The following is a 16,973-nucleotide window of genomic DNA, read 5'->3' as shown; positions in this document are numbered from 1 at the left end:
CGGGAGGTAGAAAGGATGGCAAAAAACCGTCATAAAGAGCTTGGATTAAGCGATCAGGAAGTTTTGGGCATGTACGAAACCATGCTGCTTGCCCGCAGGATTGACGAGCGTATGTGGCTCTTGAACCGGTCCGGTAAAATTCCTTTTGTCATTTCATGCCAAGGCCAGGAGGCCTCGCAAGTAGGGGCATCTTATGCTCTTAACCGGGAAAAAGATTACGTTCTACCCTATTACAGAGACCTTGGAGTGGTCCTTGCTTTTGGCATGACTCCAAAAGAAATTATGCTTTCGGGCTTTGCAAAAGCAGAAGATCCGAACTCTGGAGGCAGGCAGATGCCCGGACACTTTGGACAAAGGAAAAATCGGATTGTCACTGGGTCTTCACCCGTTACTACACAGGTTCCCCATGCGGTGGGCATTGCCTTGGCAGCGAGGATGGAAGGCAGCGACTCGGTCTCTTTCGTCACCTTTGGGGAAGGTTCATCCAATCAGGGGGATTTTCATGAGGGAGCCAATTTCGCAGGTGTACACAAGCTTCCGGTTATTTTTATGTGTGAAAATAATAAATATGCCATCTCCGTTCCAATTGAAAAGCAGCTTGCTTGCGAACGAGTATCCGACCGCGCAGCAGGATATGGGATGCCAGGCATCACCATTGACGGGAACGATTTGTTGGAAGTTTATAAAACAGTGAAAGAAGCTGCTGACCGCTGCCGAAATGGCGAAGGCCCTGTGCTCATTGAGACTGTATGCAATCGGTTGACTCCACATTCGTCTGATGATGATGATCGCACATACAGGTCTCCGGATGAGATGGCAAAAGCAAAAAGCCAAGACCCCATTGTATTATTCGGTTCCTATCTGAGAGAAAATGGATTGATAGATGATGAACTGGAAAAGGAAATAAATGACCGGATCATGGCGCAAGTGAACGAGGCAACGGATTATGCGGAAGAAGCACCATACGCAATGCCGGAAGATGCCTTGGAACATGTGTATCATGAGAAGGCGTAAGAGGGGGGAAGCTTTATGGCAGTCATTTCATATATAGAGGCTGTTACGGCCGCACTTAAGGAAGAAATGGAACGGGATGAAAAAGTTTTTGTGCTTGGAGAAGATGTTGGAAAAAAAGGCGGAGTTTTTAAAGCGACCCAGGGCTTATATGATTTGTTTGGCGATAAAAGGGTCATTGATACTCCTTTAGCAGAATCAGCTATCGCCGGGGTTGGAATCGGAGCAGCGATGTATGGGTACAGACCGGTTGCTGAAATGCAGTTTGCAGATTTTATCATGCCTGCTGTGAACCAGATCATCTCTGAAGCTGCTCGAATCCGATATCGTTCAAATAATGATTGGTCATGCCCAATTGTTATCAGGGCTCCGTACGGCGGAGGTGTTCACGGGGCATTGTACCATTCACAGTCGGTCGAAGCTATATTTGCTAACCAGCCTGGTTTGAAAATAGTCATGCCATCAACACCGTACGATGTTAAGGGCTTGTTGAAAGCAGCTATTCGCGATGAGGATCCGGTGTTGTTTTTTGAACACAAAAGGGCCTACCGTTTAATAAAGGGGGACGTCCCTGATAAGGACTACGTCTTGCCGATTGGCAAGGCTGACGTCAAACGGGAAGGTGATGACATTACAGTCATTACATATGGCTTATGTGTCCATATGGCCCTGCAGGCTGCTGAGAAGCTTGCGAAAGACGGCATCAGCACACATATTCTTGATTTGCGTACAATTTATCCACTTGATAAAGAAGCGATCATAGAAGCAGCTTCCAAAACAGGGAAAGTATTATTGATTACTGAAGATAATAAGGAAGGCAGCATCATTGGAGAGGTGGCTGCCATCATCGCTGAAGAGTGTCTGTTTGATCTGGATGCGCCTGTTAAAAGACTGGCAGGCCCTGAGATACCGGCTATGCCGTATGCACCGACAATGGAAAAGTTTTTCATGATTAATCCGGAAAAAATTGAAAAAGCGATGAGGGAGCTTGCAGAGTTTTAACTTCATATAATTGCTGAGATGAAAGCATATTGGATTCCATTCAGTGGGGGTTCACCCCCCTGTTGAATAAAGTTAAAGCCTCTGGCGGATGCCACAGATTTTCAGAGGGAATTTATTGAGCCGAGCTTGATAAAATCTGGGCGCAAACACGCCAAGGCGCATTTGATTGGTGACCTTTGATTATACAGTAAAGGAGGCTTGTTTTATTTGGCTGTAAAAAATATAACAATGCCCCAGCTCGGGGAGAGTGTGACTGAAGGAACGATTAGCAAGTGGCTTGTAGCGCCTGGGGATGAGGTTAAAAAATATGATCCTCTTGCTGAAGTCTTGACTGACAAAGTGAATGCTGAAATACCATCTTCTTTTTCAGGCATTATCCAAGAGATTATTGCTCAGGAAGACGAAACACTCGCAGTTGGGGAAATCATATGTACGATTGATGCGATAGAGGCGGATCAAGGGGAAGAGCTTCCGATTAAGGGCGAGACTGCAAATGTTTCGCAAACTGAGGAAAGCCGCGATGCCGAGATGAAAAATCAGCATAAAGCCCGTTTTTCACCTGCGGTAGCCCGGATAGCTCAGGAATATGACATCGATTTGGGTCAGGTGGAAGGAACCGGTCTTGGAGGCCGCATTACACGGAAAGATTTGCAGAAACTTATCAATGCCGGAAAGATTCCTACAAAGGATGACTCAAGTGACCAGCCAAAACAGAAAGTTGTTTCCGCCAACCATGGTTTTGCTTACCAGCCTGCGCATGTACCGGTTCTTTCGGGGGATACAGTGATTCCTATTACTCCTCTCCGGAGAACAATTGCGGAAAACATGGTGAGAAGTAAACAGGAAATTCCTCATGCCTGGATGATGGTGGAAGTAGATGTGACGGGGCTTGTCCAATTCCGTAACTCCATCAAAGATGAGTTCAAGCTTAAGGAAGGATTTAACCTAACTTACTTCTCTTTCTTTGTCAAAGCTGTAGCACAGGCTTTAAGGGAATATCCAATGATTAATTCTGTTTGGGCCGGTGACACTATCGTCCAGAAGAAAGATATCAATCTATCTATTGCAGTGGCAAATGAAGATGTCCTGTATGTTCCTGTTATTAAGAACGCAGATGAACAATCCATCAAAGGGATTGCAAAGGAAATAGTAGGACTGGCAAACAAAGCCAGAAACGGCAGATTGAGAACCGATGATATACAAGGTGGTACTTTTACTGTCAATAACACAGGTTCCTTTGGTTCGGTGCAGTCCATGGGAATCATCAATCACCCTCAAGCAGCCATTTTGCAGATAGAATCAATTGTGAAGCGGCCGGTGATATTGAAAAACGGAGGCATTGCCCCCCGAGATATGGTGAATCTTTGTCTGTCAATGGACCATCGCGTTCTTGACGGGCTCGTCTGTGGTAATTTCTTGAAAAGAGTAAAAGAAATTCTTGAGAATATATCAAGAGAAAATACATCTGTTTATTGATCAGAAAAATCCCGTCCTCGTTTTATTTTCGAGGACGGGATTTTTATATATGTGTACAGTATGCTTCATCTAACTGTTTTCAGGATTAGATTCCGAAAGGGGGTCAATTTGTGCAGTTTTATCCGTAATCACCCTTTCTTTCCCTGCTTCAATTCCGACAATAAAAATAACTGCGGATAAAATCATGAGCATGGAAAGAGAAAGCTGCCATTTTCCGCTTATATCATATAAAGCTCCGAATAATACAGGGCCTATTGCGGCTAATAAGTAACCAAATGATTGGGCCATGCCTGATAGTTCCGTCGCTTGCTGCCCATCGGTTGTCCGAAGGCTGAAAAACATCATAGCCAAGCTGAAAGCACTGCCTCCGGCGACTCCTATCAAGATGACGGATACGTATAGTAATGGTTTAGAGCCAATCATTAAAGCAACTATCCCTAGGAAGAACAGCAAAGCTGTTAATCCGGCTAACACTTTTTGGTTTTTCATTTTATCTGCTATCACAGGAATGACAAAGGTGATGGGAATCAAAGCAAACTGCATGAGAAACAGCATCCATCCAGATCCAGCCGAACTGAATCCATGAGATTGCAATATGTCTGGAAGCCAAGTCATGAGAGTATAAAACATCAATGATTGTAATCCCATAAACAAGGTGATGTTCCATGCCAAAGGAGAACGCCAAACGGACATTTTATTTTTTACAGCAACTGTTGGTGCAGTTAGTTTATTCTGTCTACGCAATTGCGGAAGCCAGAATAAAATGGCAATGAAAGTAAGTATAGCCCAAACGGCAAGCGATCCTTTCCAGCCCATTCCTTTTATCGTTGATATCGGTACACTTAGTCCGGAGCCTAAAGCACCGAATACATTCATAAAAACAGCATATATGCCCGTCATAACACCAATTCTATAAGGAAAATTCATTTTAATATATCCAGGCAATAATACATTTCCTACGGCGATTGCCAAACCAATCATGATGGTGCCGCCAAAAAGAAAGCCTGCTCCCAGCATGGAACGCGTAACTAATCCAATAGTTAATAGGATTAATGATAAGAGTATAGTCCACTCCATCCCGAATCGTTTAGCTATCTTTGGGGCAAAAGGAGAAAGAAAAGCAAACGCCAGAAGGGGCAATGTGGTAATTGTTCCGGCTAATGCATGGCTAATCCCCAAATCATCACGTATAAATGGAATGAGAGAACCGACTGAAGTGAGCGGGGCCCTCAAATTTGATCCAATGAAAATAATTCCTATGAATAGTAACCAATTGACTTCACGCCCCGGCATTTGCTCCAGGGCTGATCCATTTCTAATCAAAGTGCATCCTCCTATAACTTTCGAAAAATCCGTTGCTTATATCAACACAGATTCATCAAGTCAATCTTTTTTTAAAATGAGCGATATACTCATTGACTTCATTCACTGCAGTCTCGACATCTTGATCACATATGGCCCTAAACAGTTCATCATGTATTTCTTCTTCGAAACAAAACTGCGGATCCATCGCCATTAAATCTTTGATTGAAGAGTATAACGGCTTTGTCATATGTTCATATAAATCTTGCAGCAAGCTGTTTTTAGCAGCCTGAAAGATTGCTTGATGAAATTTGATATCTGCCGCTATAAAATCTTCCAACTTTCTTCTTTCGGCAGCATCACGGCATTTGTCAATATAGCCCCGTAGCTTGTCAATATCTTCTTCGCCTCTTCGCATTGCGGCGAGCTGTGCCGCCTCTTTTTCCAAGGCAAGCCTTACTTCCAAAGTTTCGATTAAACCGGTTTTTTCGATTTGGCGTTGCATGGCTGCCTCGAATACACTTGTAGAACGAACAACGGTCCCGCTTCCTTGTTTTGATTCCAATAAACCAGCATGCACCAAGGCTTGAACAGCCTCCCTGAGCGTATTGCGGCTTACATCAAATTCTTCTATTAGGAGCATTTCGGACGGTATCTTATGCCCAACAGGCCAATGCCCATTTTCAATTAATTCTTCCATTTGAGAAATGACTTGATCGACTAGGGATAAACGGTTTGCCCTTTTATACATAATCCACACTCCAACTTGTAGGATGATTGGTATATGGGACATTTTATCATGAATACTGATATTTTGTAAATTAACTAAACGTCTTGTTCTGGAGAGGGTGACATAAGAGTTGTGACTAAAGAACTGGATTTCAACCTAAACAACGCAAGAATTTTTCAATCAGACGGATGGGAATTAGGTGTTCTTGTTGAATCGGTTGTCTGGGTTCCACAACTATAATAAAATGGTAGTTGAATAGAAAATTAATTTGGAATCGCTTACAAAATGGAGAGGAAGGGTGTACTGCATGTTCACTGATCGGGCAAAAAAAACTGACTTCAAAAAAGCGACAATCAACGACTGGGAGAAGGCTGTGCAATCATCTTTGAAGAATGCTTCCCTGAAAGACCTTTACACTGATACGTACGAAGGTATTCAATTATCTCCCCTTTATATGCAAAATCAAATCGATTATGGACGGATAGATCAATATCCTGGAGAAGGCAACTTTTTGCGGGGCTTTTTTCCTTCAGGGAAAAAACGTGGTTGGCGTATAGCTCAAAAACTGAAAGAGAATGATTGGAACAAACTAAAGCATCAAATCAAAAGTTCCCTTCAAAGGGGACAGGATACGGTGGCATTTGACCCTTCGTGGCTTGAGAAGCTCGATGAAGTAAGTTTCAAAGAATTGAACGATTTCATTGCGCTGGATCAAATACCTCTTCTTATCTTTTCCGACAGTCGCCGTTTCGATATTATCGCCCAAAATCTGCTTGCTGAGAATATTAAAATTAGCGGAGCGGTTGCAGCGGACATCGTATCAGCAGAGCTTGCGGAAGGTTTCATCCTCGACCCTGACTGTGAACAAATGGAAGATTGGATTTCACAGATCAAACTGCTTGATTCCCGGTTTCCGCAGCTTCGTACTGTCATGGTTGATATAAAGCCATACAAGGAGGCTGGAGCCCAAGTCATTCAGGAACTTGGCGTTTCATTAGCATTATCCGTGTTTTATATTGAACAAATGAAAAAAGCAGGATGGACTCCCGCAAAAACGGCATCTAAATTGATTTTTCATTTTTCCATTGGCAGAGATTTTTTTATGGAGCTCTCAAAATTCAGGGCTTTCAGAGTGCTTTGGAAGACGGTTGCAGATGCGTACAGGCTGCCGGAAGATCAGCAAGCAGTCCCGGTTAGTGCAGAAACGGCCAATTTTACAAAATCTGTCCTGGATCCTTACGTGAACATGCTCCGTGCAGGAAACGAAGCATTCGCCGGAATATTGGGTGGAGTTGATTACCTACATGTAGGATCATTTGATGAATTGTCAGGGCATTCGACTGATTTTTCAATGAGAATCGCTAGAAATACTCAACTTTTGTTTAAAGAAGAGGCGTTTCTAGATCGGGTTATCGATCCTGCTGGGGGATCTTATTTTATCGAAGCTTTAACATCAAATTTTGTCAATGAAGGGTGGGATTTTTTCAAAGAAATTGATAAAAAAGATGGAATCATTGAAGTCTTGCGGGAAGGGTGGCTGCAAGGGAAGATAAAAGAAACCGCCGTTGATCAGTTAAAAGATATGGAAACTAGAAAAAGATCGGCAGTCGGGGTGAACGTGTATGCTCTGGACAATGAACAGGTTCGATATCCTACAACGAGCAGCTCCACCTGTCCAGATGCAGAAGGGAAGTTAAAACTTGAGCCGCTTCAACGTGTAAGGCTTGCGGAGAAGTTTGAACATTTTCGGCAAAGGTCCTCTCAGCTTTCACTAAAAGGCAAAACTCCAACGATAAGATTAATCTGTCTAGGGGAACTGAAAGCATACAAGCCATATGCGGACTTCGTTTCCGGTGTCTTGGCTTCAGCAGGGATACAAGCTGTCTGGAGTGGTGGCTTCAATGATTTGAGTCAGATAAAGCGTTATATGTTGGAGTCACCTGAAAAAGACTTTTGTTTGTGCGGGCCGCAGTCCCTTTATGAGAGATTTGCAGCTGACATTGGGGGCTGGGTGAAAGAAAGCTTGCCCAACGCTCGTTTGGATATTGCCGGCAGCATGACTGAAGAGGAATTGGCAATGCTCCAAATAGATGGCACATTTTATTCAGGTCAAAATATAGTTGAAAAGTTGAATGATTTACTTAACCGATGGGAGGCAGATTTAAATGGATAAAAAGCCGGACTTCCAATCAATTGCACCGCAATTCGTGAAGTCTCCCAAAAATAATCAGGACTTTGAAAACGATAGCTTTGAAACTAATGAGCAAATTAATATAAAAGCATTATACACGGAGCAAGATCTTGAACATCTGGAATATGCCGATACGATGCCGGGGATTCCTCCATATACTCGCGGGCCGTATCCGACAATGTATGTCAATCGTCCTTGGACGATTCGGCAATATGCAGGATTCTCGACTGCTGAAGAAAGCAATGCCTTTTACAGGCGTAATTTGGCGATGGGACAAAAGGGGCTGTCTGTCGCATTTGATCTGGCTACGCACCGCGGCTATGATTCAGACCATCCGAGGGTGGAAGGAGACGTAGGAAAAGCAGGAGTGGCTATTGATTCGATTCTTGATATGAAGATATTATTTGATGGAATCCCGCTGGATCAAATGTCGGTTTCAATGACGATGAATGGGGCCGTGATTCCTATACTGGCCTTTTACATCGTGACGGCTGAAGAGCAAGGAGTAAAAAAGGAGCAGCTTTCGGGGACGATTCAAAACGATATTTTAAAAGAATACATGGTTAGAAATACGTATATTTATCCTCCAGAAATGTCCATGCGGATTATTGGAGATATTTTTGAATATACATCAAGGGAAATGCCGAAGTTTAACAGTATCTCTATTTCGGGATACCATATGCAGGAGGCAGGAGCTCCTGCGGATATAGAGCTGGCCTATACACTAGCAGATGGGCTTGAATATGTCAGAACAGGCTTGAAAGCCGGTCTTGAAATAGATTCGTTTGCTCCGCGTCTTTCATTTTTCTGGGGAATTGGGATGAATTATTTTATGGAGGTCGCCAAGCTGCGTGCTGCCAGAACGATGTGGGCAAAGCTCATGAGCCCATTTCAGCCAAAGAACCCCAAGTCATTGGCGCTTCGAACACATAGTCAAACGTCTGGTTGGAGTTTGACGGAACAGGATCCTTATAACAATGTCATACGGACATTGATTGAGGCTCACGCTGCTGCTATGGGACATACGCAATCGCTTCATACGAACGCTCTCGATGAAGCAATTGCGCTGCCGACGGATTTTTCAGCACGCATTGCACGGAATACCCAGCTTTTTTTACAGGAAGAAACCGGTTTGACGAATGTCATTGATCCATGGGGCGGTTCATACTATGTTGAAACCTTGACGGATGAGTTGATGAAAAGGGCATGGGCCCATATTGATGAAGTGGAAGATCTTGGAGGAATGACAAAAGCGATTGAAACAGGACTTCCAAAAATGCGGATTGAGGAAGCTGCAGCGAGAAGGCAGGCATTGATTGATTCCAAAAAGGAGACAATTATTGGAGTGAACCGCTATTGTTTAGAGCAGGAAGAAGAAATCGATATTTTAAATATAGACGATACGATTGTAAGGGAGAAGCAGCTTGAGCGGATCAGGCAGCTCAAGGAGCAACGTTCCGAAGAAAGAGTACAGGCAGCAATGAACAAGCTATCAGAAGGTGCGGCTGATGGCTCGGCAAATCTGTTGGAGCTTTCTGTGGAGGCTGCAAGAGAAAGAGCGACCTTGGGAGAAATTTCATCTGCTATTGAACAAGCATGCGGAAGGCATAAAGCGGTGATCAGATCAATCAGCGGTGTGTATGGCTCTCACTTCTCCGATGAGAAGGAAATGGCGCAGATTAAGGAAATGACGGAAATTTTTATGGAAAATGAAGGTCGGAGACCGAGGATTTTAATTGCTAAAATGGGACAGGATGGCCATGACCGCGGAGCAAAGGTCATCGCGACCGCATTCGCTGATCTAGGCTTTGATGTTGATATCGGGCCATTGTTTCAAACACCTGAAGAAACGGCGAGACAGGCGGCAGAGAATGATGTCCATGTTATTGGGGTCAGTTCTCTTGCCGCTGGCCATCGGACATTGCTGCCGAAACTGGTAGAAGAACTGGAGAAAATCGGTCGGGAAGATATTATGGTGGTCATTGGCGGTGTCATCCCTCCGCAGGACTATGATTTCCTTAAAAAGAACGGAGCCTCCGCCATTTTTGGTCCAGGAACTGTCATTCCTATCGCTGCTCAAAAGGTGATAGAAGAGATATATGCCAGGCTCGGTTATGTGGAAGTGGGCGAGCAGGATGGATGAAGACACTCCGAAGAAGTTCATTAGGCGCAAGCCGATGGAAGAAAATATTAATGATATGATCGAAGGCTTGCTTTTAAAAGATCGTACAATGCTTTCAAGGGCAATTACCTTGATAGAAAGCAATGCTACCCGACATAAAAAAATAGCGGAGGAAATGCTTCAGCACCTTCTTCCGTTGTCTGGCGACTCCATCCGAATCGGGGTAACAGGAGTTCCAGGAGCCGGAAAAAGTACATTCATCGAGTCTTTTGGTCTTTTATTATGTAATAAAGGTCATCGTGTGGCAGTCCTTGCAGTGGACCCAAGTTCAACTTTGCATGGGGGCAGTATACTCGGAGATAAAACCAGGATGGAGCGTTTGGCCAACCACCCGAATGCTTTTATCAGGCCATCACCTTCAGGAGGTGCATTAGGAGGTGTCCATCGAAAAACACGAGAAACAATCATAGCCTGTGAAGCTGCGGGATACGATGTTTTATTAATCGAAACTGTCGGAGTCGGGCAAAGTGAAGTGATGGTCAGGGGCATGGTTGACTTTTTTATGTTGCTTGTCTTAACAGGGGCAGGTGATGAATTGCAGGGAATGAAAAAGGGAATCATGGAGCTTGCTGATGCTGTCATTATAAATAAGGCTGATGGCAGTAATCTGGATCTGGCTAAAAAAACACAGAGAGAATACAAACAGATTTTGCATTTTTTGCAACCTGCAACAAAGGGATGGACAACTCCGGCTCTCACTTGCTCTGCTCTGTATCAAGAAGGGATCGAGCAAGTGTGGGGAACAGTTCTGAGATATATGAAGATGACCAAAGAATCGGGTCTGTTTTTGAGAAATCGAAATATGCAGGCCAAGGAATGGCTCTATGCTCAAATTAAAGAACAATTAGAAAGGGCCTTTTTCGGAAACGAAAAGGTTAAACGTCTTACACCTGAGATTGAAAAGAAGGTCATGAATGAAGAAATGACTATAACTAAGGCAAGTGGCTTATTGTTTGATGCTTTTTATGAAAGATAAAGGCTGTTTGGACAATAAAAAGGGACAGCCCTTTGGCTGTCCAAAAACATCTAGGGAGTTTAGGGGTATGGATCTAGATGTATTTTTATCTTACCCGATCTTTTTACAGTTAAACCAAAACTTTTGATCAAATTCCGAAATTTGATAAAGTGACCTTTAAATTGTTATGATAGCATTAGTACGAACTATGATTGTTTTTGAAAGGGGAATGAAATAGATGAGCATGGATTTTAACTTATATGTAAATGATATCGTGCGACAGGCACGTGAAGATTTGGAACAGGCAGGGTATGAACAGCTTCAAACGCCGGAAGATGTCGAGGCGGCATTGGCAAGAAAAGGCACAACCCTTGTCATGATCAATTCTGTGTGCGGCTGTGCCGGCGGGGTGGCTCGTCCTGCCGCGGTTCATGCGATTCACTATGATAAACGTCCTGATCACCTTGTGACGGTGTTTGCCGGACAGGATAAGGAAGCAACGGCGAAAGCAAGAAACTATTTCACTGATTATCCGCCATCTTCTCCTTCATTTGCTTTGTTGAAGGATGGAAAAATTTGTACAATGGTTGAGCGCCATGAAATTGAAGGACATGATCCTATGTCTGTTGTAAACAAGCTTCAACAATATTTTGAGGAATATTGCGAGGAAGTTTAACTTCATTCACTTCTGTAAGTGGGAGATGAAACCGTATTGGTATTAAATCCCAGCTGAATGAAGATAGAGTTTCCGGCAGAAGCCACAGATTTTCAAGGGGAATTTATCGAGCGAAGTTTGATAAATTTTGGGGCAAATCCGCCAAGGCATATTTGATTTTTTCAAAATGAATCCGTTCTTTACTCTGTATGTACATTAATGGTAAAGCGCTAAATCCTGAAAAGAAGTGAAGGAAGTATATTGATTTTTCCTTGCCGGCTCTCTCTATTTGGCCTTGCCGACGGAGTATGATAAAAGGCCTTGCCAACAAGCAGGGCCTTTTTCTATATATGGATGTCTGATTTTTGTTTACAGCAGGAATGACAATCCGGCCAACACTGTGGTGGCAATCATGGCAAACAGCATTAAGTAGACGATCAGTCGCTGAACTTTTTTATTGGACAAAATATCTTCACTCCTTGTCTCTTTCACTTTACATTCTATTCTATATGGAATATTTTAATGAGACAAGCATGTAAAATGACTCTGCTACCAAGGGATGAATTACCGGAACGGAGGTCAAACGCATGAAAAAAGTGGATCACATCGGCATAGCAGTCAAGTCGATTGACGAAGCATTGACGTTTTACACAGAGATGCTTGGTTTTCGCTGTATGGCTGTTGAGGAAGTGAAATCCCAGCAAGTTCGCGTCGCTTTCATTGATGCGAACAACGTGAAGCTTGAACTTTTGGAATCGCTTAACGAAAATGGACCAATTTCAAAATTCATAGAAAAACGCGGAGAGGGTATCCATCATATTGCAATTGGCATTAATTCCATCGAAGAACGAATATCCGAACTGAAAGAAAAAGGTGTCCGCATGGTAGATGAAGTACCTAAAGAGGGTGCAGGCAAATCTCTTGTTGCGTTCATGCATCCGAAATCTGGACATGGTGTCTTGTATGAACTATGTGAAAAAATGCACATGGAGGAGAAGTGAGTGACGGATATTTACGATAAAATTAATGAACTGTATGATCGCCGGAGGGAAGCAGAGCTTGGTGGGGGAGACGAGCGGATTACGAGGCAGCACGAAAAAGGAAAGCTGACAGCAAGAGAAAGGATCGAATTGCTGTTGGATGAAGGAACATTTGTGGAGCTGAATCCTTTTACAGAACATCGCTCTTCAAATTTTGGTCTAGAAGATGTTAAATATCCGGGGGACGGAGTTGTCACTGGGTATGGGAAAATAAACGGCCGGCCGGTTTATCTTTTTTCTCAGGATTTCACTGTTTTCGGCGGAGCGCTTGGCGAAATGCACGCAGAAAAAATTGCAAAAGCGATGGATTTGGCTGCGAAAAATGGAGCCCCTTTTATTGGGTTAAATGACTCCGGGGGTGCACGGATCCAGGAAGGTGTTGTATCACTTGATGGGTATGGACATGTCTTTTATCGCAATGCGATCTATTCAGGAGTCATTCCGCAAATTTCAGTCATCATGGGTCCTTGCGCTGGAGGCGCTGTTTATTCCCCCGCGATTACCGACTTTGTCTTTATGGTCGATGAGACGAGTCAAATGTTTATTACAGGACCGAAAGTGATTGAGACTGTTACAGGTGAAAAAATTTCATCTGAAGATCTCGGAGGATCCAAAGTACATAATACTATCAGTGGAAATGCGCATTTTCGGGCAGGAAGTGAGAAAAAAGTTCTTGCCATGGTGAGGAAACTGATGACCTATCTTCCGCAAAATAATCAGGGAAAATCAACAAAGGAGAAATGGATTGCTGAAGACGAGTTGAGGACGGATTTGGCTGATACTGTCCCATATGATGCCGTGAGACCTTATGATGTTCGCGATGTGATCAGTCAGGTTGTTGACAACAATTCTTTTTTTGAAGTTCAGAAAGAATTTGCCAAAAATATTGTCATAGGTTTTGCCAGAATTCGGGGGGAAGTAATTGGACTCGTTTGTAACCAGCCAAAATTCCTGGCAGGCGGTCTTGACATTGATTCATCGGACAAAGCCTCAAGGTTCATTCGCTTTTGTGATTCTTTTAATATTCCTATTATTACGTTTGAGGATGTCACCGGATTTTTCCCTGGTGTGAAACAGGAGCATGGCGGTATTATCAGACATGGAGCCAAAATCCTTTACGCCTATTCCGAAGCGACCGTCCCAAAAATTACAGTGATCCTGAGAAAAGCATATGGAGGGGCTTATGTGGCGCTGAACAGCAAATCCATTGGCGCTGACCTGGTGTTTGCTTGGCCGAATGCAGAGATAGCGGTCATGGGGCCGCAAGGAGCAGCAAATATTATATTTGCCCGTGAAATTGCTCAAAGCGAAAATCCTGAGGAGACAAGAAATCAAAAGATTGAAGAGTATCGGGAAAAATTTGCGAATCCGTATGTGGCAGCTGCTCAAGGAATGGTAGATGATGTGATTGATCCTCGCGAGACAAGACTAAAATTGATCCAGGCTTTGGAAATGCTGCATAATAAGCAGGAAGACAGGCCGCAGAAAAAACACGGAAATATTCCACTTTAGGCAGGAGGAGAAAATATGATAAACGAAAAGAGATTGCTGGATGAATTCCTTGAATTGGTAAAGACTGATTCAGAAACAAAAAACGAAGAGAAAATGTCCAAACTGCTCAAGACTAAGTTCGAAAAGCTTGGTGTGGAGGTATATGAGGATGATACAAAAGGGCAGACGGGTCATGGGGCTGGAAATTTAATCTGTACCCTTAAAGGAACAAAAAACAATGTGGCACCTATTTATTTTACTTCACACATGGATACGGTCGTGCCAGGCAACGGTGTGAATCCGTCTATTAAAGATGGATATGTGGTGACGGATGGAACGACAATCCTTGGTGCGGATGATAAAGCTGGGCTTGCAGCCATGATGGAAGCTGTGAGGATTTTGAAAGAAAATAACATCCAGCATGGAGATATCCAATTTATTATTACAGTTGGGGAAGAATCTGGTTTAGTTGGTGCCAAAGCCCTTGATTCAAAGCTTGTTAAAGCCGAGTACGGTTTTGCTTTAGACAGTGACGGACCTGTTGGGGATATTATTGTGGCTGCTCCAACCCAAGCAAAAATAGAAGCGGTGATTCATGGGAAAACGGCTCATGCCGGTGTCGCCCCGGAAAAAGGAGTATCTGCCATCACGATTGCTGCAAAAGCAGTTGCCAAAATGCCACTTGGCAGGATCGATGAAGAAACGACAGCCAATATAGGAAGGTTTGAAGGCGGGAAAGCAACGAATATCGTGGCTGATCGTGTGGATATACTGGCTGAAGCGCGTTCTCTTGTTGAGGAAAAAATGATCGTACAGACGGAAAAAATGAAGGCGGCTTTTGAAGAAGCTGCGAAGGAATTGGGCGGAAGTGCAGCTGTTGACATACATGTCATGTACCCTGGCTTCAAGTATTCAGATGGTGACTATGTTGTTGAAATCGCTAAAAAAGCTGCACAAAAGGTAGGACGCAATCCACGACTATTGGCAAGCGGCGGTGGAAGTGATGCCAACGTCATTGCAGGATTTGGCATTCCGACGGTAAATTTAGGTGTTGGATATGAGGAAATTCATACAACAAATGAACGAATGTCAATCGCGGAATTAAATAAACTGGCTGAAATGGTTGTTGCAGTGATTGAAGAAGTAGCAGCCAATTAGGGATGGATGAAGAGATGAAGAAGTTATATCCGAAAAGTGGACGGGTAATTCTTCATGTGGATATGAACAGCTTTTTCGCTTCGGTTGAAATTGCAGATGACCCTTCTTTGAAAGGTAAGCCTTTAGCAATAGCAGGTGATGCCAAACAAAGAAAAGGGATTATTGTCACATGCAGTTACGAAGCACGAAAATACGGCGTTAAAACGACGATGCAGCTTTGGGAGGCGAAGAGACTTTGTCCGAAGCTCATCGTCAAACAACCAAACCACGAGCGTTATCGGCTCGTTTCAAGAGCTATTTTCGACCTTTTGCGAAGGTATAGCGACCTCGTTGAACCTGTATCCATTGACGAAGGATATGTTGATATTACCGATTGTCAAGAGCTGGGGAGTCCGGTCCAAATCGCTGAAATGATCCAGAAGGATTTAATAAATACATTGGATCTGCCATGCAGTATTGGAATTGCCACTAATAAATTTCTTGCAAAAACGGCCTCGGATATGAAAAAACCACTGGGGATCACTATTTTGAGAAAAAGGGATATACCGGACATCCTGTGGCCTTTACCAGTTATTGAAATGCATGGGATCGGAGAAAAAACAGCAGAAAAACTAAAAACAATCGAAGTGAAAACGATCAGGGATCTGGCTCATGCTAATGATTTACAGCTTCAATCTGTCATTGGCATCCGGGGTGTTCAGCTAAAAGAACGGGCAAACGGAATAGACCCCCGGAAAGTCGATCCAGAAGCTGCAACTGTGAATAAAAGCGTCGGCAGCTCGATTACCCTGCCAAGGGATATTTCCAATCAATCCGAACTTCTTTCTGTACTGGAAAAACTTTCGGCCAATGTGACGGTTAGATTGAAGAGGAAGCAGTATGTGACCAAAAATGTTTCTATCATGATCAAATATAAAAATCGGGAGACCATTACGAGAAGCCGGATGCTTGAAAATCCTATTGTTGAACCCCATGATATTTTCAAAGCTGCCAAGACGCTGTTTATAAAAAATTGGAATGGCCATCCAGTTCGGCTTTTGGGAATCACCGGCCAAGATTTGTTAAAAGCGGATCATGCTTTTGAACAATTAAGCTTATTCTCTTATGAGAAAGAAGCAAAAAAAGAGCCACTTTATGATGCAATCCATCAGATGAAAAAGAAATTTGGCTCTTCGATTCTGAATATCGGTGTGCAAGACTCCGGCCCTGAAAATAAAAAGAAATCCTGATTAATTTCTTTTAAATAACCGCTTAATGAAAGAAAGAGGAGCTTTCTTACTCTTTGCTTTCTTTTGGGACTCAGGTATTTTGGGTGGACGCTTTTTGATATAAATATCCTTTTTGTCAATAGCATGCTGATAGGTAAGAACAAGCCCAATATCCGTGTAATGGTCTTTATCTTTTACTATAGAAAAGGGGATTTTCTTTTGGCGTGCCTTTTGTATATAATCGGATAAAAAGGAATAACTTAATTCTCCATTTAGCAAGAGGGTTGTTTTCGGATGTTCGTTCATCATTTTTTCAACCTCGGGATAGATGCCCGGTTCCATTATCTGGCTTTTTGTAAGGGCGACGACTATCCTTTCCCTGATAGTACCGAGAAATTTCTTTCGTTCTTCAAGCTTTGTTTGCTTCGTGCCGTACATGCCTTTTTCCAAATAGTCTTCGATATTGGCGCGTTTCATGAACAACACCTCCGCGATAATATATTCCGTTGAAATGTTCTGGGTGAATTCAGCCTGATGCTGGTGAGCCCACCATCCATATGTATAAGTATAGA

15 protein-coding genes are annotated in these 16,973 nt (G+C 43.3%); 11 read left to right on the top strand and 4 right to left on the bottom strand.

Going from position 1 to position 16,973, the window contains the following annotated elements; all coding sequences use genetic code 11:
- Positions 1–15 precede the first annotated feature (15 nt).
- The 3 genes from H9631_RS00305 (at position 16) to H9631_RS00295 (ending at position 3,489) form a co-directional block, all read left to right on the top strand.
- Positions 16–1,014: a thiamine pyrophosphate-dependent dehydrogenase E1 component subunit alpha gene (locus H9631_RS00305; RefSeq protein WP_191809267.1), complete on the top strand. Its 999-nt coding sequence runs from the start codon at positions 16–18 to the stop codon at positions 1,012–1,014.
- 15 nt (positions 1,015–1,029) lie between these two features.
- Positions 1,030–2,013, top strand: coding sequence for an alpha-ketoacid dehydrogenase subunit beta (locus H9631_RS00300; RefSeq protein WP_191809266.1), 984 nt, complete (start codon positions 1,030–1,032; stop codon positions 2,011–2,013).
- Between the two features lie 207 nt (positions 2,014–2,220).
- Positions 2,221–3,489 (top strand): dihydrolipoamide acetyltransferase family protein, encoded by a 1,269-nt coding sequence (locus H9631_RS00295; protein ID WP_191809265.1) that lies wholly within the window; start codon positions 2,221–2,223, stop codon positions 3,487–3,489.
- Positions 3,490–3,558: 69 nt separating this feature from the next.
- On the opposite strand, the gene H9631_RS00290 is transcribed toward H9631_RS00295, so the two are convergent.
- Positions 3,559–4,782: a CynX/NimT family MFS transporter gene (locus H9631_RS00290; protein WP_191809459.1), complete on the bottom strand. Its 1,224-nt coding sequence runs from the start codon at positions 4,780–4,782 to the stop codon at positions 3,559–3,561.
- Positions 4,783–4,867: 85 nt separating this feature from the next.
- Complete coding sequence (locus tag H9631_RS00285; RefSeq protein ID WP_225220766.1) at positions 4,868–5,542, bottom strand: FadR/GntR family transcriptional regulator; 675 nt, start codon at positions 5,540–5,542, stop codon at positions 4,868–4,870.
- A gap of 286 nt (positions 5,543–5,828) precedes the next feature.
- Between H9631_RS00285 and H9631_RS00280 the strand changes: the two genes are divergently transcribed.
- The 4 genes from H9631_RS00280 to H9631_RS00265 all read left to right on the top strand — a co-directional run bounded on the left by H9631_RS00280 (position 5,829) and on the right by H9631_RS00265 (position 11,525).
- Positions 5,829–7,694 carry a methylmalonyl-CoA mutase family protein gene (locus H9631_RS00280; RefSeq protein ID WP_191809264.1) on the top strand — a complete coding sequence of 622 codons (1,866 nt, stop codon included), beginning with the start codon at positions 5,829–5,831 and terminating at the stop codon, positions 7,692–7,694.
- Complete coding sequence (gene scpA / locus H9631_RS00275) at positions 7,687–9,855, top strand: methylmalonyl-CoA mutase (protein WP_191809263.1); 2,169 nt, start codon at positions 7,687–7,689, stop codon at positions 9,853–9,855. The genes H9631_RS00280 and scpA overlap by 8 nt, the downstream gene beginning before the upstream one ends.
- Positions 9,812–10,870, top strand: a complete 1,059-nt coding sequence (meaB, locus tag H9631_RS00270) for a methylmalonyl Co-A mutase-associated GTPase MeaB (RefSeq protein WP_191809262.1) — start codon at positions 9,812–9,814, stop codon at positions 10,868–10,870. Before scpA ends, meaB begins: the two co-directional genes overlap by 44 nt.
- Before the next feature lie 217 nt (positions 10,871–11,087).
- Positions 11,088–11,525, top strand: coding sequence for a BrxA/BrxB family bacilliredoxin (locus H9631_RS00265; RefSeq protein WP_191809261.1), 438 nt, complete (start codon positions 11,088–11,090; stop codon positions 11,523–11,525).
- Between the two features lie 348 nt (positions 11,526–11,873).
- Here the strand turns inward: H9631_RS00265 and prli42 are convergent, their stop codons facing one another.
- Positions 11,874–11,996 carry a stressosome-associated protein Prli42 gene (gene prli42, locus H9631_RS00260; RefSeq protein WP_404801698.1) on the bottom strand — a complete coding sequence of 41 codons (123 nt, stop codon included), beginning with the start codon at positions 11,994–11,996 and terminating at the stop codon, positions 11,874–11,876.
- Positions 11,997–12,091: 95 nt separating this feature from the next.
- Between prli42 and mce the strand changes: the two genes are divergently transcribed.
- The 4 genes from mce to H9631_RS00240 are packed head-to-tail and all read left to right on the top strand — an operon-like array spanning position 12,092 to position 16,422.
- Positions 12,092–12,505, top strand: a complete 414-nt coding sequence (gene mce, locus H9631_RS00255; RefSeq protein ID WP_191809260.1) for a methylmalonyl-CoA epimerase — start codon at positions 12,092–12,094, stop codon at positions 12,503–12,505.
- Positions 12,506–14,056: an acyl-CoA carboxylase subunit beta gene (locus tag H9631_RS00250; RefSeq protein WP_191809259.1), complete on the top strand. Its 1,551-nt coding sequence runs from the start codon at positions 12,506–12,508 to the stop codon at positions 14,054–14,056.
- Between the two features lie 15 nt (positions 14,057–14,071).
- Entirely contained in the window at positions 14,072–15,193 is a 1,122-nt protein-coding gene (locus tag H9631_RS00245) for a M20/M25/M40 family metallo-hydrolase (protein WP_191809258.1), read from the top strand.
- 14 nt (positions 15,194–15,207) lie between these two features.
- On the top strand, positions 15,208–16,422 hold the full coding sequence (locus tag H9631_RS00240) for a DNA polymerase IV (protein WP_191809257.1): 1,215 nt from the start codon (positions 15,208–15,210) through the stop codon (positions 16,420–16,422).
- On the opposite strand, the gene H9631_RS00235 is transcribed toward H9631_RS00240, so the two are convergent.
- Positions 16,423–16,878 (bottom strand): YueI family protein, encoded by a 456-nt coding sequence (locus tag H9631_RS00235; RefSeq protein ID WP_191809256.1) that lies wholly within the window; start codon positions 16,876–16,878, stop codon positions 16,423–16,425.
- Between the last annotated feature and the right edge of the window lie 95 nt (positions 16,879–16,973).

Origin of the sequence: Bacillus norwichensis (assembly GCF_014836955.1) — a bacterium.
In the GTDB taxonomy this organism is placed as follows: Bacteria; Bacillota; Bacilli; order Bacillales; family Bacillaceae_C; genus Siminovitchia; species Siminovitchia norwichensis.
The sequence above is the reverse complement of the archived record's forward strand: the minus strand, read 5'-3'. Positions and strand labels throughout refer to the sequence as shown.

Coding starts and splice junctions, on each gene's coding strand:
- H9631_RS00305 (WP_191809267.1), top strand. CDS start 16: ATGGCAAAAAACCGTCATAAAGAGCTTGGATTAAGCGATCAGGAAGTT.
- H9631_RS00300 (WP_191809266.1), top strand. CDS start 1,030: ATGGCAGTCATTTCATATATAGAGGCTGTTACGGCCGCACTTAAGGAA.
- H9631_RS00290 (WP_191809459.1), bottom strand. CDS start 4,782: ATGCCGGGGCGTGAAGTCAATTGGTTACTATTCATAGGAATTATTTTC.
- H9631_RS00285 (WP_225220766.1), bottom strand. CDS start 5,542: ATGTATAAAAGGGCAAACCGTTTATCCCTAGTCGATCAAGTCATTTCT.
- H9631_RS00280 (WP_191809264.1), top strand. CDS start 5,829: ATGTTCACTGATCGGGCAAAAAAAACTGACTTCAAAAAAGCGACAATC.
- scpA (WP_191809263.1), top strand. CDS start 7,687: ATGGATAAAAAGCCGGACTTCCAATCAATTGCACCGCAATTCGTGAAG.
- meaB (WP_191809262.1), top strand. CDS start 9,812: ATGCCAGGCTCGGTTATGTGGAAGTGGGCGAGCAGGATGGATGAAGAC.
- H9631_RS00265 (WP_191809261.1), top strand. CDS start 11,088: ATGAGCATGGATTTTAACTTATATGTAAATGATATCGTGCGACAGGCA.
- mce (WP_191809260.1), top strand. CDS start 12,092: ATGAAAAAAGTGGATCACATCGGCATAGCAGTCAAGTCGATTGACGAA.
- H9631_RS00245 (WP_191809258.1), top strand. CDS start 14,072: ATGATAAACGAAAAGAGATTGCTGGATGAATTCCTTGAATTGGTAAAG.
- H9631_RS00240 (WP_191809257.1), top strand. CDS start 15,208: ATGAAGAAGTTATATCCGAAAAGTGGACGGGTAATTCTTCATGTGGAT.
- H9631_RS00235 (WP_191809256.1), bottom strand. CDS start 16,878: ATGAAACGCGCCAATATCGAAGACTATTTGGAAAAAGGCATGTACGGC.